Source organism: Nocardia brasiliensis (assembly GCF_011801125.1).
In the GTDB taxonomy this organism is placed as follows: Bacteria; Actinomycetota; Actinomycetes; order Mycobacteriales; family Mycobacteriaceae; genus Nocardia; species Nocardia brasiliensis_C.
In genome coordinates, this window is record NZ_CP046171.1 from 612558 (window position 1) to 627939 (window position 15382).

Here is a 15382-nt window from a genome sequence, read left to right on the forward strand (position 1 = left end):
CGTCAGCTCCTACACCATGCCGTCGGTGACGGGCAGTCCGAATTCGTGGGTGCCGTACATCAGGTAGGCCCGCTCGGGATCGTTCGCCGCGTGTACCCGGCCCGCGTGTGCGTCACGCCAGAAGCGTTGCAGCGGTGTTCCGTTCGCCAGCGCGGTGGCGCCGGAGCTCTCGAAGAGCTTGTCGATCGCGGCGATCGAGCGTCCGGTGGCCCGCACCTGGTCGCGGCGCGCCCGCACCCGCAGGTCGAACGGCACCTCCTGGCCGGCGGCGAGCAGCGCGTATTCGTCGGCGACATTGCCCGACAGCTGCCGCCATGCGGCGTCGATATCGCTGGCGGCCTCGGCGATGCGCACCTTGGCGAACGGATCGTCCTTGGCCTTCTCGCCCGCGTAGGCCGCGCGCACCCGCTTGCCCTGATGCTCGACGTGCGCCTCGTACGCGCCGTAGGCCATGCCGACGATCGGCGTGGAGATGGTCGTGGGATGGATGGTGCCCCAGGGCATCTTGTACACCGGGTCCGTGTTCTGTTCCAGGCCGGGCGATTTCATCTCGCTCATCGCGCGGAAGCTGAGGAAGCGGTGCGAAGGGATGAAAACATCCTTCACCACAACGGTATTCGAGCCCGTGCCGCGCAGGCCGACTACGTTCCAGACGTCGTCGATGCGGTAGTCGTCGCGGGGGATGAGGAAGCTGCCGAAATCGACCGGCTTGCCGTCCTTGATCACCGGACCGCCGAGCACCGCCCAGGTCGCGTGGTCGCAGCCAGAGGACCAGGCCCACGCGCCGTTGACGAGGTAGCCGCCCTCGGTGACCACGCCGGCGCCCATCGGTGCGTAGGACGAGGAGATGCGCACCTCGGTGTCCTCGCCCCAGACGTCTTCCTGGGCCTGCTGTGCGAACAGTGCGAGGTGCCAATTGTGTACGCCCACAATGCCTGCCACCCAGCCGGTGGAGCCGCAGGCGCTGGCGATCCTGCGCACCGTGTCGTAGAAGACGACCGGGTCGGCCGCGTACCCGCCCCACTGCTTGGGCTGCAGCAGCCGGAAGAAACCGGTCTCCTGCAGGGCCTTGATGGATTCGTCGGGGATGCGCCGCAGGTCCTCGGCCTCTTGCGCGCGCTCGCGCAATGTCGGCAACAGCGCGTCGACCCGTTCGGTCACTTCTTGCGTCATCTCGGGACCTGCTCCTGCCTGGTCGATTGATAACCGGTAGTCATTTGCTTCTGAGACTAGAACAGGTTCCTATTTATGTCGAGAACGGGTGTCGATCCCGCCGGAATGATGGACATGTGCAGGAAGTGACCCGAATCGCTGGCATGGAACGCGACATTTTTGTAACGTGTTCTAGTACAGAAGGAGGAGGAATCGCGATGGCAGTTACCCCACAGGGGGGCGGTGCGAAGGTCCGGGAGCTAGACGTCGGCACCGCACCGTCCCGGTATGCGCGGGGTTGGCATTGCCTCGGCCTGGCCAAGACGTACCGCGACGGAAAGCCGCACGCGGTCAACGTTTTCGGTACCAAGCTGGTGATCTGGGCCGACAGCAACGATGAACTGCGCGTGCTCGATGCCTACTGCAGGCACATGGGTGGCGACTTGAGCATGGGCGAGGTCAAGGGTGACGACATCGCCTGCCCGTTCCACGACTGGCGCTGGTCCGGCACGAACGGCAAGTGCACCGCGATCCCGTACGGCCGGCGGGTGCCGCCGCTGGCGCGGACCCGCAAATGGACCACGCTGGAACGCAACGGCCAGCTGTTCGTCTGGCACGACGTCGAGGGCAATCAGCCGCCGCCGGAGGTGACGATCCCGCACATCGAGGGCCCCTACACCGACGCGGACGGCAACCCGACCGAGCAGCTCGACAGCGGGTGGACCGACTGGACCTGGAACTCGATGCTGATCGAGGGCGCCAACTGCCGCGAGATCATCGACAACGTGGTCGACATGGCGCACTTCTTCTACATCCACTTCGCCTTCCCGACCTACTTCAAGAACGTCTTCGAGGGGCATATCGCCACGCAGTTCCTGGAGACCAAGGGCAGGCCGGACATCGGGATGGCGTCCAAGTACGGCGGCGACACCCTGCTCAAGTCCGAGGCCTCGTACTTCGGGCCGTCCTACATGATCAATCCGCTGGTCAACATCTACAGCGGGTACGAGGTCAAGAGCGTCCTGATCAACTGCCACTACCCGGTCACCCAGGATTCGTTCGTCCTGCAGTGGGGCATCACGCTGCAGAAGCCGCAGGGCGTCGAGGGCGAGATGGCCGACCGACTGGCCGCGAAGATGACCGAGGGCATCAGCGTCGGCTTCCTGCAGGACGTGGAGATCTGGAAGCACAAGTCCAAGGTCGACAACCCGCTGCTGTGCGAGGAAGACGGCCCGGTGTACCAGCTGCGTCGCTGGTACGACCAGTTCTATGTGGACGCGGCCGACGTCACCGAGAAGATGACCCAGCGCTTCGAGTTCGAGGTGGATACCACCAAGGCGAACGAGGCGTGGGAGGCCGAGGTCGCGGAGAACCTGCGACGCAAGCGCGAGGCCGACGAGGCCGCGGGCACGCAGGCGGAGGCCGGGGTCTGATGGCCCGCTGGGCGAAAGCACCCGACTTCGCCGATCAGCCCGCTCGGCAGGCCGAAGTGCGCGCCCAGACGGTGGTCGACAAGCAGCGCTATCTGGAGCAGGGCCTGACACCGCTGCGGTGTCAGGCCTGCCAGAGTCAGGTGCTGGTGCGCAAGAGCAGCGCGCACCAGACCTCGGTCCAGTGGACCGAACCACCGCAGACGCACTGCCCGGTTTTCGCCGAGCTGTCCAAGAACGGGGCGCGACCCGGTCGTCCCGACACCTGTGCCCAGCTGGAGAAGACCATCAAGTGGGCCGTCGACGAGGGTGTGCTCGAGGTGCCGGACTAGGCCATCGCGGGTCCGTACCTAGTCCGTACGCCGGAACCTGCTACACCGCAGCGCATTTCACCGCTGGGTCAGTCCATTCGGAAGTCGGCGAAGTCGAAGCCGGGCGAAACGATGCAGCTGACCAGGACGTATTCGTCGCTCGCGGGGCGCGCGGCCTGGGTGACCCCACCGGGTACGACGGCCTGCAGCACCTGTCCGCGCTCCACCTCCGGTCCGAGGATGATCTCCTCGCCGCCGATGCTCAGCGCTAGCGGACCGCCGCGGTGCCACAACCACAGCTCGTCCGAGCGCACGGTATGCGGGGCGGACCGCTCTCCGGGGAGCAGCAGGAAGTGGATCGCGGTCGCGCTGGCCCGGCTGCCCGGATAGCCGTCCGGTGTGAATTCCACCGCACTGCGCCATGTTTCGCGGAACCAGCCGCCTTCGGGGTGCGGCGCGAGGTCGAGTGTGGCAGCCAGTTCGGGTCGGGTTTCGGTCACCACTCGACTATGCCTGATCGCGGCGGCCGGTGTGGGTTCGAAGTGTGTCGCGCACCCGGCCGTCGGCTCAGCTGAACGGACTGCGCGGGCGTTGTTGGAGTTCGCCGTCGAGGTAGATGTCGACCTTCTCGTTGTAGAAGCAGAGCAGGCCCGCGACCTTCTGACTCTCGGGCAGCGGAGTGCGGTAACCCCAGACGTAGTCCTGGTATTCGCGCTCGCCGATGCGGACGCTCCAGTAGTCGGCGGTGCCCTTGTACGGACAGCTGGTGTGCGTGTCCGAGGGGTGCAGCAGGTCCATCCTGACGTCGGTCATCGGGAGGTAATACCGTGCGGGCAAGCCGGTTTCGAAGAGAATATGCGGCGAATGCGACTCGGCGACGGTGACCCCGTCGATCACCACGCGCACATGCCGGGAACTGCCGAGAATGTCGACCCGGGTGTACGGGTTGCGCGGATGGACGTAGATCGGCTCGTCCTCCTCGAACCACTCGTCCATCGCGTTCCATTCCAGCCGCACCAGCTCGTTCAGCTCGGGCAGCGGGGAATCGTGGTAGCGCAGGGCGGCCGCCTGAGCCGTGGTGCCGTCGACCACCACGTCGTACTCCGTCGCTTCGCCGCGGCTGGGGGAGTGGTGGGTCTTGCCGGTCGGCTCGAGCTTCGCGCGCAGATCGGCGACCGGCAGGTAGTACGTCGGATAATGCGGGCTCTCCCAGACCAGCACCGGATGCGCCGTGTCGGCGACCACGTGTCCGCCGAGGAACGCCCGCACCCGCTTCTGGCTCGTCTCGATTCTCACCCGGCCGCGCTGCGTATCGCCCATACCACCCGAGGGTACGCGCGCAGCGATGCCGGGCAAGGTCGTCGACACACCGGCCGTCCGGCCCGCTGGACCCGAGCGGCCGGGCGAGCGTGAAACCTCAGTCGCCGACCGTGATCGCCTCGGCTTCGGCGATGCTGTGTGGTGCGGGATCGTGCTCGTCGATGTGGGCGAGCGCCGCGCGACCGGTGAGCAGGACGAGCACCGCGGCGGCGGTACAGGCCGCGCCGACCCAGAACGGCAGCGCCACGCTGTGCTCGCCGAGCTTGCCTGCCAGGTAGGGCGCGGCCGCGCCGCCTGCGAAGCGCACGAAGCTGTAGGCCGCCGAGGCGGTCGACCGCTCGACCGGCGCGGAGATCATCACGGCCTCGGTGATCAGGGTGTTGTTCACGCCGAGGAACACACCCGCCAGCACGGTCCCGGCGATCAGCACCGGCTTGTGCTCGGCGAAGGCCGCCATCACCGCGAGATCGGCGGCGAACAGTCCGAGCGACAGACCCATCATCGGCAGCGAACCGAACCGGTGCTGCAGCCGTGGCGCCAGGAAGACCGAAGCCAGCGCGAGCAGCACGCCCCAGCCGCAGAAGATGAAGCCGATCGCGTAGGTGCCCATGTCCAGCGGGAACGGGGTGTAGGCGAGCAAGGTGAAGAAGCCGAAGTTGTAGAGCAGCGCGGTGAGGCTGACGGTCAGCAGCCCGCGGTGCCGCAGCGCGCGGAACGGCGCGGCGATCGAGGTGTGGTGGGTCGGCTTCGGTCCATCGGGCAGCAGCGTCACGATGCTGATCAGCGCCACGGCCATCAGCACCGAGACACCGAAAAACGGTCCACGCCAGCTGATTCCACCGAGCACGCCGCCGAGCAGCGGTCCGGTGGCGATACCGATGCCCAGCGCGGCCTCGTAGAGGATGATCGCGCGGGCGACGCCACCGCTGGCCGCGCCGACGATGGTGGCCAGCGCGGTGGCGATGAACAGGGCGTTGCCGAGCCCCCAGCCGGCGCGGAAGCCGACGATCTGGGTGACGGTGCTGGACATCCCGGCCAGGGCCGCGAACACGATGATGATGGCCAGGCCGGCCAGCAGTGTCTTCTTCGCGCCGAACCGGCTCGACACCACGCCGGTGATCAGCATGGCCACGCCCGTCACCAGCATGTAGCTGGTGAACAGCAGCGACACCTGCGCGGGCGAGGCGTGTAACTGCTCGCCGATCGGCTTCAGGATGGGGTCGACCAGCCCGATGCCCATGAACGCGATGACGCTCGCGAAGGCAACGGCCCAAACGGCTTTCGGCTGCCGGGTCTGCTCGGTGGGGTCCGCGTTCGTGGCGCGGTCTACTGCCAAAGTACTCATCGATGTTCCCTCGAGATCGGATGATGCTGTCGCGTAGCCGTTTTCAGGGCCTCCAACAGTTCGTTGAGATCGGTGTCCAGCCGCGCGAGCCGCGCGGTGTCGAAGCCTTCGAGCCGGGTGGTGAGTGCGGTCGCGAAGGCCTGACGCGCCTGGGTGAGCCGAGTGCGTCCGGCCGGGGTGAGCTCGACGACGACGGCCCTGGAATCGTCCGGGTCTCTGCGCCTGGTCGCGAATCCGTCCGCGACCAGGCGCCCGATCAGCGTCGTTGCCGCCGGTTGCGAACATCGATCGATCCTGGCGAACTCGCTCACCCGCACCGCACCGTGCTCATCGAGCACGGCGAGCGCGCGCAGTACGGCTCGCGGCAGGTCGTCGCCGCTGATCACCCCGGCCAGCCGGGTGAGCCTGCCCGCGGTAACGAGTAGATCGACGACGATGTCATCCGCTGTGGGTTCCTGAGCATGCTGCACCAGGATATTATTACATAAGCTAACTATATAAGTCTCGTTAACCCGATCACGCGGGAAAAATTGCAGGTCACCGTCACTGCAATCGACGGAGCTAGGCGTCGGGTGCTTCCCAACGGTAGCTTTCATGATGTCCCCCGGGAGGAGCCCTACCGTATGACGTACCGGCTCCGAGCCGACCCGGCGCACATCGAAGCGGTGACGGCAAAGCTGGCGGGCCTCGACGAGTTCGTCGTCGAGTCGCTGCGTGAGATCGACGAGCGAATCGCGGCCGTTCAGCACAACTGGTCCGGCACACCGTGCGCGATAGCGGCGCAGGAGACTGAGCTATGCCTGAAGAGATCTACGGCAAGATCTTCTATGGTCCCGATGAGGCGGAGCCGCTGCCGCCGGACGAGATTGCTCGGTTGAAAGAGCGGTTTGCCGCCTTCAACCAGAAGCGCGATGCGGTGCCTGAAGAGGACCGCATTCATCTGCGGGACAGGTTCGGTGATGACGCCCTCGGCACCGAGGGCGATCAGCAGTATTGGGCTGAGGTCGAGGAGCGGAAGAAGCGGGGGGAGTATTGGGGGTAGGGGTTAGGCGGGTTGGGGGAGGGGGCGGCGGGGGGTGCCGAAGAGGTGGGCGTCGCCGTGGGCGCGTTTGAAGAAGAGGTGGGCGTCGTGTTCCCAGGTGATGGCGATGCCGCCGTGTAGTTGCACGGTTTCGGCGACGATGGTGCTGAGGGCATCGCAGCAGTGCAGGCGGGCGACCCAGACGTCTTCGGCGGCGCCGGGCGCCTGCTCGGTGACCGCGAGGGTGGCGGCCAGCGCGGCGGACTTGGCGGATTCCAGGAGCACGTACATATCGGCCATCCGGTGTTTGAGCGCCTGGAAGCTGCCGATGGCGCGGCCGAACTGGACCCGGGACTTGGTGTAGTCGACGGTCAGCTCCAGGCAGCGTTCGGCGGCGCCGACCTGCTCGGCCGCGACTGCGGCCCAAGCGATTTCGCGCAATCGCGTACGGAGCGCGACAGGATCGCCGGTGTCGAGGCGGCGGGCCGCCACATCGGTGAAGGTGATGCTGCTCAGCTTGCGGGTCGGGTCCATGGTCGGCACCGTCGGTCGGGAAACGCCCGCGGTGTCGGCCGGTACCTCGAAGAGCCCTTGGTCGGTGACCACGACCAGAGTGTCGGCGGCAATCCCGTCGAGAACGTAATGCGCTGTGCCGGTGAGCTTTCCGCCGGACTCGCGGACTCCCGGTTCGTCCCAGCCGTTTTCGCCGGCCCAGCAGAGCGCCAGAGTCCGCGTGCCCGCCGCCACCTCCGGCAGCAGCCGCGCGGCCGCCTCGGTGTCCTCGGACAGCAGCACGGCCTGCGCGCCGAGCACGGCGGAACCGAGCATCGGCACCCCGGCCAGCGTGCGCCCGAGTTCGCCCACCACCAGCAGGGATTCGACCAGGCTCGCGCCGAACCCGCCGTACTCCTCCGGAATGGCCAGTGCAGCGACCCCGATCTGCTCGCACAGCAGCCGCCACAGCGCCGGGTCGTAACCGAGTTCGGTACCCATGGCCGCGCGCACGGCCGCGGACCCGGCGTGTTTGGTGAGCAACGCGCGCACCGAAGCGGTGAATTCCTGTAGTTCGGTGTTCGTCATGCCGTCCCTCGCTGGGCCGTCCGTTCGGCGCGCAGCGCGCCTGCGATCCGGCCGCGGTGCAGATCCGTTGTGCCCCATGCGGAGCGCAGCGCGGTGACCCTGGTGAGCCACAGTGAAAGGTCGTATTCGGCGGTGTAGCCGATCGCGCCGTGCACCTGCAGGGCCGCCCTGGCCGCCTGATAGGCCGCGTCACCGCAGGCGATCACGGCCGCGGAGACGTCGCGGCCCCGGGTGGGCGCCGCCATGGTGAGCGCGGCGCGGTAGAGCAGCGGCTCGGCCAGGTCGAGCCCGATCAGCACGTCGGCGAGTTTCTGTTTGACGGCTTGGAATTCGCCGATCGGTTTGCCGAATTGCTTGCGCTGCTTGGCATATCCGGTGGTGGCGTCGAGCAGGGACCGGCCTGCGCCGAGCAACTGGGCCGCGCAGGCCAGCGCGCCGGTGTCGAACGCGGTGGCTACGGCCGCGCGCACGGCATCGCCCTCGGCGACCGGTTCGTCGGCGGCGACGGTGAACAGCCTGCGAGCCGGATCGATCGAGCGGATGGCGCCGGTGCGGTGCGCGGTGGACAGCCGTGCGTCGTCGGCGATCAGGACCAAATCGGCGGTGTCGGCGTCCAGCGCGACGCTGCTCTGCCGCTGCCCGGCGAACGCGATCGTGCCCAGCGCGCTGCCTTCGGCGCAGCCGGGTAGCCAGCGCTCAGCCGGTGCCCGGTCCGGAAGTGCCTGCAGAAGCGCGGGTATGGCCGCCGCCGTTTCGATCAGCGGGCCCGGCGCGGCGGCGCGGCCGAGTTCGATGAACGCCACGACCAGATCGATCGGCTCGGCCCCGACGCCGCCGTGCGCGTCCTCGATGGCCAGGCCGAGCACGCCGGCCCCGGCCAGCTGCCGGATGAGCGCCTGCCCCGGGCGCGGGTCACCGGCCGCCCAGCTGCGGACCGCCGCAGGTGTGCGTCCGGTGTCGAGCAGCTTGCGTACGCTGCTGCCGAAGTCGAGTTGCTCGGGACTGAGCGCGAATCTCATCGGCTGCTTCCTCTCGGTAGTCCGAGCAGCCGCTCGGCGATGATGTTGCGCTGAATCTCGTTGGTGCCCGCGTAGATCGGGCCCGAGAGCGAGAACAGATAGCCGTCGGTCCACGGTCCATGACGTTCGGCGGCGGCGCCGAGCACGTCGAGTCCGGTCTCGTGCATGGCGATATCGAGCTCGGACCAGAACACCTTGGTGATCGAGGATTCCGCGCCCAGCTTGCCGCCCTCGTTGAGCCGGGTCACCGTGCCGAAGGTGTGCAGGCGGTATGCCTCGCTGCCGATCCAGGCGTCCACCACGGCATCGCGCTGCGCGGTGTTGGCCTGGTCGCCGTGGTCGAGCCAGAGGTCGATCAGCCGTTGCGCGGTGGCGCTGAAGCGTCCCGGGCTGCGCAGCGACAGCCCGCGCTCGTTGCTGGAGGTGCTCATCGCGACCCGCCAGCCTTCACCGGGCGCGCCGATCACGTCCCGGTCGGGCACGAACACCTCGTCGAGGAAGATCTCGGCGAAGCCGGGTTCGCCGTCCAGCTGGGGGATCGGACGGACCGAAACCCCGTCGGCGGTCAGCGGGAACATGACGTAGGTGAGTCCCTTGTGCCGCTCGGCCTCCGGGTCGCTGCGGAACAGGCCGAAGGCCCAATCCGCGTAGGACGCACGGGAACTCCAGGTCTTCTGGCCGCTGAGCAGCCAGCCGCCGCTGGTGCGGCGCGCGGTCGAGCGGATGCCCGCGAGGTCGCTGCCCGCCTCCGGCTCGGACCAGGCCTGCGCCCAGATGTCGTCACCGCGCGCCATCCGCGGCATGATCCGGTCCAGCTGTTCGGTGGTGCCGTGCTCGAAAAGCGTTGGCGCCAGCAGGAAGATGCCGTTCTGGCTGACCCGGCCCGGTGCGCCCGCCGCGTAGTACTCCTGCTCGAACAGCACCCACTCCAGCAGCGACGCGTCGCGGCCGCCGTACTCCCTCGGCCACGCGACCACGGAGAGCCTGGCCTCGGCGAGGGTGCGTTCCCACGCCCGGTGCGCCTCGAAGCCCGTCTTGGTGTCCATCGAGGGCAGCGGCTGCGCGGGTTTGTGTGCGGCCAGGAAGTCGCGGACCTCGGTCTGGAATTCCTGTGTCGCCGTGTCGATGTCGAGGTCCACCTATGTCGCCCCGTTCTCGCCGGTCGCGGTGGCCTTCATCGACTTGGCGTTCATGCCGCCGAGCGAATCGGCGCCGACCTCGGCGTTGTGCGCGTGCGCGAAGTGGTGCAGGCCGAACACCGAGTCCATGCCCGCCCGCATCCCCATCAGGTCCTCGGCCTGATTGACCGCCTTCTTGGTGAGTGCGAGGCCGAATCGCGGCATGGCGGCGATCTTTTCGGCCAACGCGAACGTCTCGGCCGCCAGCTCGGCACGCGGCACGACCCGGTTCACCATGCCCCATTCCTTGGCCTGCGCCGCGCCGAAGCGGTCGCCGGTGAACAGGAACTCCTTCGCCGCGCGCGGTCCCATCACCCAGGGGTGGGCGAAGTACTCGACGCCAGGAATGCCCATCCGCACCACGGGATCGGAGAAGAACGCGTCGTCGGCGGCGACGATCAGATCGCAGACCCAGGCCAGCATCAGCCCGCCGGCGATGCACGCGCCCTGCACCATCGCGATGGTCGGCTTGGGGATTTCGCGCCAGCGCCTGCACATCCCGAGATAGACCTCGAGCTCGCGCGCGAAACGCTGGTCGCCGCCGACCTTGTCGACGTGGTCCCACCACAGCGCGGCCTTGTTCGGGTAGTGCACGTGGTGGTCGCGGCCCGGTGTGCCGATGTCGTGTCCGGCGCTGAAGTGTTTTCCGTTGCCCGCCAACACGATCACTCCGACCTCCGGGTCCTCGACGGCACGCTCGAAGGCGGCGTCGATGGCGTAGGTCATCACCGAGTTCTGTGCGTTGCGGTAGTCGGGCCGGTTCAGCGTCACGATCGCTACGCGACCACGCACCTCGTAGGTGACGACTTCCCCCTCGTCTGGGACGGCCGGTTCCGACATCACGAAATCTCCTCACGTAGTTGACGCTTGAGCACTTTCCCGGCGGCGCTGTAGGGCAGCTGGTCGCGGAATTCGACGAACCGCGGCACCTTGAAATTGGCCAGCACGGTGCGGGCATGGGTGAGCACCTGATCGGCGGTGAGTGTCGCGCCCGCCTTGCGGACCACGTACGCCTTGCCCACCTCGCCCATTCGGGTGTCCGGCACCCCGACGACCGCGGACTCGGCCACGCCCGCCAAGCGCGCGAGCGCCTGCTCGACCTCCGCCGGATACACATTGAATCCGCCGCTGATGTACATGTCCTTGAGCCGGTCGGTGATCTTCAGATAGCCGCGCTCGTCGACGGTACCGATGTCACCGGTGTGCAGCCAGCCGTCGGAATCGATGGTGGCCGCGGTGTTTTCGGGATCGTCGAGGTAGCCGAGCATCACGTTCGGCCCGCGCAGCAGCACCTCGCCGTTGTCGGCGAGCCGCAGCTCGAAACCGGCGATCGGCCTGCCGCAGGTGCCCGCGATGGTGGCCGCGTCGTCGTCGGTGCGGCACATGGTGCCGAAGCCGGCGGCCTCGGACAGTCCGTAGGCGGTGAGCACGATGTCGAAGTCGAGTTCGTCGCGCATGCGCTCGATGAGCACCACCGGCACGGTCGCCGCGCCGGTGACCGCGATCCGCAGTGAGGACAGGTCGAAGTCGCCGCGCTCGGGATGGTCGAGGATGGTCTGATAGATCGTCGGCGGGCCGGGGAGCACGGTGATCCGCTCCTCGCTGACCAACCGCAAGGTGATCGGCACATCGAAGACCACCTGCGGCACGATCGCGGCCCCGGTGACCAGGCAAGCCAGGATGCCCGCCTTGTAGCCGAAGTTGTGGAAGAACGGATTCACCACGAGATACCGGTCGTCACTGCGCAGGGTCGTGCATTCGGCCCAGGCCCGGACCACCGCGAGGGCCTGCCGGTGCGCCACGAGCGTGCCCTTGCTGCGTCCGGTGGTGCCGGAGGTGAACAGGATGTCGGAGATGTCGTCGGGCCGGACCGCCGAGGCGCGTTCCTCGGCCGTTGCGCGGGTGACCCGCTCCGCGATCCCGACCAGATCCGACCAGTCGAGCGCGGTGGGATCGTCCGTCGTCGTACCCGGCTCGACCGGGATGACCACCACCGTCTCGATGTCGAGATCCGGTGCGGTGGAACGTAGTTCGGCGAGGCGGTCGCGGCCGAGGAAGGTTCCGGCGATGAACAGCGCCCGCGCGTGCACCCGGGCCAGCACGTCGGCGGCCTCCTCGGCGACGTAGCGGGTGTTCAACGGCACCAGCGCCGCGCCCGCGTAGTGCGCGCCGAGCGCGGCGACCACCCAGTGATAGGTGTTCGGCGCCCACATCGCGACCCGGTCGCCGGATCGCACACCGCGCGCGATGAGCGCCCGTGCCACGTCCTGGACCGCGGCGTGCAGTTGTGTCCAGTCCAGCCGGACCGCGCCGTCGGCGAGCGCGGGTGCGGCGCCGAATGTGCGCGCGGCCTGCCGCAGCGCCTGCGGTGTCGTCTGTGCAGGGGTTGTCACGGTTGTCCTTACCGTTCGTGCAGGGCTCTTATGTGCGCACCCTACAAAGCAAGTGCTTGGTAGGTTATCCTACCGGCGTGGGTGCGATCCAGACCTCAGAATCCGACACCGCCGGTTCGGGCGGGCGGTTTTCCGCGACCGCAGACCAGCGATTCGCCGCCGACGTGCGTGAATGGCTCGCGGACAACCTGCAGGGTGAATTCCGTGAGCTGCGGGGTCTCGGCGGGCCGGGCCGCGAGCACGAGGCGTTCGACGAGCGCCTCGCCTGGGACCGGCATCTGGCCGCCGCGGGCTGGACCTGCCTGGGCTGGCCGACGGAATACGGCGGCCGGGCCGCCAGCGTGCGCCAGCAGGTGATCTTCCACGAGGAATACGCGAAAGCGAATGCGCCGGCGCGGGTTTCGCACGTCGGCGAGGAGCTGCTCGGCCCGACCGTGCTCGCCTTCGGCACCCAGGCGCAGCGTGCGCGCTTCCTGCCCGGCATCCGCACGGTGTCCGAGCTGTGGTGTCAGGGGTACTCGGAACCGGGAGCGGGCTCGGACCTGGCCGCGATCACCACCTCGGCCCGCCGCGACGGCGACGAGTGGTCGATCAACGGACAGAAGATCTGGACGTCACTGGCCCACGTCGCCGACTGGTGCTTCGTGATCGCCAGGACCGAACCCGGCTCCACCCGTCATCACGGCCTGTCCTACCTGCTTGTTCCGATGCGGCAGCCGGGCATCGATGTGCGTCCGATCATCCAGTTGACCGGTACCTCGGAGTTCAACGAGGTCTTCTTCGACGACGCCCGTACCGCGGCGGATCTGGTCGTCGGCGAACCGGGCGAGGGCTGGCGGATCGCCATGGGCACGCTGACCTTCGAGCGCGGTATCTCCACCCTGGGCCAGCAGATCCGCTTCGCCAGGGAGCTCGCCGACGTCGAGGCGTTGGCCCGGCGCACCGGCGCCGCCGACGATCCGTTGATCGCCGAACGGATCGACCGGGCCTGGGTCGGTCTGCGGGTGCTGCGCGCGCACGCCATTCGCACCATGCAGGGCGAGGGTGTCACCGACGGCGGACAGGCCTCGGTCGCGAAACTGTTGTGGGCCAACTGGCATCGCGGACTCGGCGAACTGGCGATGGCCGTGCTCGGCCCCGCGGGTCTGGTCGCCGACGCGGACGATCTGAACGAATGGCAGCGGCTGTATCTGTTCACCCGCGCCGACACCATCTACGGAGGTTCGAACGAAGTGCAGCGCAACATCATCGCCGAGCGGGTGCTCGGCCTACCGCGTGAGGCACGAGGATGAGCGAGTTGTCCGTGCCGCCGTCGCCGATCCCCGGGCACGGCCTGCTCGCCGGACGCGCCGCCGTCGTCACCGCGGCGGCGGGCACCGGTATCGGGTCGGCCACCGCGCGCAGACTGCTCGCCGAGGGCGCCGACGTGGTCGTCTCGGATTGGCACGAGCGACGGCTGGCCGAGACGGCGGCCGAGCTCGCGGGCGAGTTCCCGGATCGCAAGGTCGCCTCGATCGCCTGTGACGTGCAGAGCACCGAACAGGTGAACGCATTGGTGCGCGGGGCGGTCGAGGCCATCGGCCGGATCGACATCATGGTCAACAACGCCGGTCTCGGCGGCGAGACGCCGGTCGTCGACATGACCGACGAGCAGTGGGATCGGGTCCTCGACATCACCCTCAACGGCACGTTCCGCTGCACGCGCGCCGCGCTCGGCTACTTCCGTGCCGCCGGGCACGGGGGCGTGATCGTCAACAACGCGAGCGTGCTCGGTTGGCGGGCGCAGCGCGGCCAGGCGCACTATGCCGCGGCGAAGGCGGGCGTGATGGCATTGACCCGGTGCAGCGCCGTCGAGGCCGCCGAGCTCGGGGTCCGGATCAACGCGGTGGCGCCGAGCATCGCCAGGCACGCCTTCCTGGACAAGGTCAGCTCGACCGAACTGCTGGACCAGCTGTCCGAGCGCGAGGCGTTCGGCCGGGCCGCCGAGCCGTGGGAGGTCGCCGCCACCATCGCCATGCTCGCCAGCGACTACACCACCTACCTGACCGGCGAGGTGGTGTCGGTCAGCAGCCAACGGGCTTGAGCGGGTTCGGGTTTGCGGTCCTCGCGCTGGTGCGGGGCTGGTAGCCGACCGGTGGCCCGAGCGTCGCGGCGGCCCGATCGGGACGGACTGGACGGGCTGTCGAACCCGCGCACGCGGCGCCGCGGGCCCGCAACGGCGCACCTCGGGCAAATGGGCAGCTGATCAGCTAGAAAAGGCGACGCCAGATGTCGCCGGGTTGTGCCATGCTGGTTGAGATCGGAACCCGCACTCTCCAAAGGGGCGATGGCTATGGGCCTTGATAGCCCAGCTGCCCGCGAACAACTGGAACTCGAATTGGTGCGCGAAGTGGTGCTGGCTCGGCGCAAGCTGGACAGCACGGTGCTCGCCGCACTCACCCTCGGCGCCGAGTTGCTCGAGCACACCTCCGAACGTGCGACCGCGATGCGTGCCGCGCGGATTCTCGAGCAGTTCGCGATCGACGAGGTCGCGGTCGCGCGCGATCCGCGCGGCGCGTTACGTGCCGACCTGGCCCGAGATCACGAGCGAGCCAAACAGATCGGACTCGAACCCGACGATCCGTCGGCCGAGCAGTCCGAACAGGATCGGCGCAGGCAGCAGCAGGCCGCACTGCTCTGCGAGGTGCGCGCCGATCTGCTCGACGTGGTGGCCAAGTGCCGCAAGTTCCGGCTCGACCGCGTCGCCTTCGACGAGGAGATCGCGCAGGGCCTGTGCGCGGCCACCGACAAGCTGGTGATCGGTGCCGATATGGACACCTATCAGGCGTGGCAGCGCGGCATGGTGCTGAAGTTGATCGAGGAGCCGGTGGCCTCGGGCCCGCCGCGGGTGATGGCGACGGTCGACGCCGGGCCGGGCCGCGGCCAGCTCACCGTCGAATGGGACAGCTGCGAGAGACGGTTGGCGCTGGTCGCGCGCATGGCCAGAGCCGGGGTGGCGCCGGTGGTCATCTGCGATCGGCTACTCGCGGATCTATCGGTGTCCTCGCCGCTGCGTTATTCGGTCCGCTGAGCGGGCCCGCGCGGTAGTCCGGAGTCGCGATCGGCCGCCTACCCGCGTGCCGGTCTGTACCAA

Annotated in this window: 16 protein-coding genes; 6 read left to right on the plus strand and 10 right to left on the minus strand. The window is 68.4% G+C overall.

The genetic code is table 11. The features are described from left to right. Positions 1-9: 9 nt before the first annotated feature. Positions 10-1173 (minus strand): 3-hydroxy-9,10-secoandrosta-1,3,5(10)-triene-9,17-dione monooxygenase oxygenase subunit, encoded by a 1164-nt coding sequence (hsaA, locus tag F5X71_RS02870; protein ID WP_167460538.1) that lies wholly within the window; start codon positions 1171-1173, stop codon positions 10-12. A 197-nt stretch (positions 1174-1370) separates the two neighbouring features. On the opposite strand from hsaA, the gene F5X71_RS02875 reads away from it, so the two are divergent. Further along, complete coding sequence (locus tag F5X71_RS02875) at positions 1371-2585, plus strand: Rieske 2Fe-2S domain-containing protein (RefSeq protein WP_167460539.1); 1215 nt, start codon at positions 1371-1373, stop codon at positions 2583-2585. Then, positions 2585-2914 carry a hypothetical protein gene (locus tag F5X71_RS02880; protein ID WP_167460540.1) on the plus strand — a complete coding sequence of 110 codons (330 nt, stop codon included), beginning with the start codon at positions 2585-2587 and terminating at the stop codon, positions 2912-2914. Before F5X71_RS02875 ends, F5X71_RS02880 begins: the two co-directional genes overlap by 1 nt. A gap of 68 nt (positions 2915-2982) precedes the next feature. Here F5X71_RS02880 and F5X71_RS02885 read toward each other — a convergent pair whose 3' ends face one another. From F5X71_RS02885 to F5X71_RS02900, 4 genes are all read right to left on the minus strand, one after another. Then, on the minus strand, positions 2983-3393 hold the full coding sequence (locus tag F5X71_RS02885; RefSeq protein WP_167460541.1) for a cupin domain-containing protein: 411 nt from the start codon (positions 3391-3393) through the stop codon (positions 2983-2985). A 67-nt stretch (positions 3394-3460) separates the two neighbouring features. After that, positions 3461-4213 carry a DUF427 domain-containing protein gene (locus F5X71_RS02890; RefSeq protein WP_167460542.1) on the minus strand — a complete coding sequence of 251 codons (753 nt, stop codon included), beginning with the start codon at positions 4211-4213 and terminating at the stop codon, positions 3461-3463. Between the two features lie 97 nt (positions 4214-4310). Next, the gene (locus F5X71_RS02895) at positions 4311-5558 is read right to left on the minus strand and encodes an MFS transporter (RefSeq protein ID WP_167460543.1); all 1248 of its coding nucleotides are present in this window, start codon (positions 5556-5558) and stop codon (positions 4311-4313) included. Further along, entirely contained in the window at positions 5555-6028 is a 474-nt protein-coding gene (locus F5X71_RS02900; RefSeq protein WP_167460544.1) for a MarR family winged helix-turn-helix transcriptional regulator, read from the minus strand. The genes F5X71_RS02895 and F5X71_RS02900 overlap by 4 nt, the downstream gene beginning before the upstream one ends. Before the next feature lie 326 nt (positions 6029-6354). On the opposite strand from F5X71_RS02900, the gene F5X71_RS02905 reads away from it, so the two are divergent. Then, entirely contained in the window at positions 6355-6600 is a 246-nt protein-coding gene (locus tag F5X71_RS02905; protein WP_167460545.1) for a hypothetical protein, read from the plus strand. A gap of 3 nt (positions 6601-6603) precedes the next feature. On the opposite strand, the gene F5X71_RS02910 is transcribed toward F5X71_RS02905, so the two are convergent. The 5 genes from F5X71_RS02910 to F5X71_RS02930 are packed head-to-tail and all read right to left on the minus strand — an operon-like array spanning position 6604 to position 12249. Beyond that, positions 6604-7659, minus strand: a complete 1056-nt coding sequence (locus tag F5X71_RS02910) for an acyl-CoA dehydrogenase family protein (protein ID WP_167460546.1) — start codon at positions 7657-7659, stop codon at positions 6604-6606. Then, on the minus strand, positions 7656-8678 hold the full coding sequence (locus tag F5X71_RS02915; protein WP_167460547.1) for an acyl-CoA dehydrogenase family protein: 1023 nt from the start codon (positions 8676-8678) through the stop codon (positions 7656-7658). The genes F5X71_RS02910 and F5X71_RS02915 overlap by 4 nt, the downstream gene beginning before the upstream one ends. Beyond that, positions 8675-9817 (minus strand): acyl-CoA dehydrogenase family protein, encoded by a 1143-nt coding sequence (locus tag F5X71_RS02920; protein WP_167460548.1) that lies wholly within the window; start codon positions 9815-9817, stop codon positions 8675-8677. Before F5X71_RS02920 ends, F5X71_RS02915 begins: the two co-directional genes overlap by 4 nt. After that, complete coding sequence (locus tag F5X71_RS02925) at positions 9818-10696, minus strand: enoyl-CoA hydratase (RefSeq protein ID WP_167460549.1); 879 nt, start codon at positions 10694-10696, stop codon at positions 9818-9820. Further along, positions 10696-12249 (minus strand): FadD3 family acyl-CoA ligase, encoded by a 1554-nt coding sequence (locus tag F5X71_RS02930; RefSeq protein ID WP_167460550.1) that lies wholly within the window; start codon positions 12247-12249, stop codon positions 10696-10698. The genes F5X71_RS02925 and F5X71_RS02930 overlap by 1 nt, the downstream gene beginning before the upstream one ends. An 86-nt stretch (positions 12250-12335) precedes the next feature. Between F5X71_RS02930 and F5X71_RS02935 the strand changes: the two genes are divergently transcribed. The 3 genes from F5X71_RS02935 to F5X71_RS02945 all read left to right on the plus strand — a co-directional run bounded on the left by F5X71_RS02935 (position 12336) and on the right by F5X71_RS02945 (position 15319). Then, the gene (locus F5X71_RS02935) at positions 12336-13541 is read left to right on the plus strand and encodes an acyl-CoA dehydrogenase family protein (RefSeq protein ID WP_275106791.1); all 1206 of its coding nucleotides are present in this window, start codon (positions 12336-12338) and stop codon (positions 13539-13541) included. Then, positions 13538-14332, plus strand: a complete 795-nt coding sequence (locus F5X71_RS02940) for an SDR family oxidoreductase (protein WP_167460552.1) — start codon at positions 13538-13540, stop codon at positions 14330-14332. Before F5X71_RS02935 ends, F5X71_RS02940 begins: the two co-directional genes overlap by 4 nt. Before the next feature lie 249 nt (positions 14333-14581). Further along, positions 14582-15319, plus strand: a complete 738-nt coding sequence (locus F5X71_RS02945) for a hypothetical protein (protein WP_167460553.1) — start codon at positions 14582-14584, stop codon at positions 15317-15319. Positions 15320-15382: the final 63 nt, after the last annotated feature.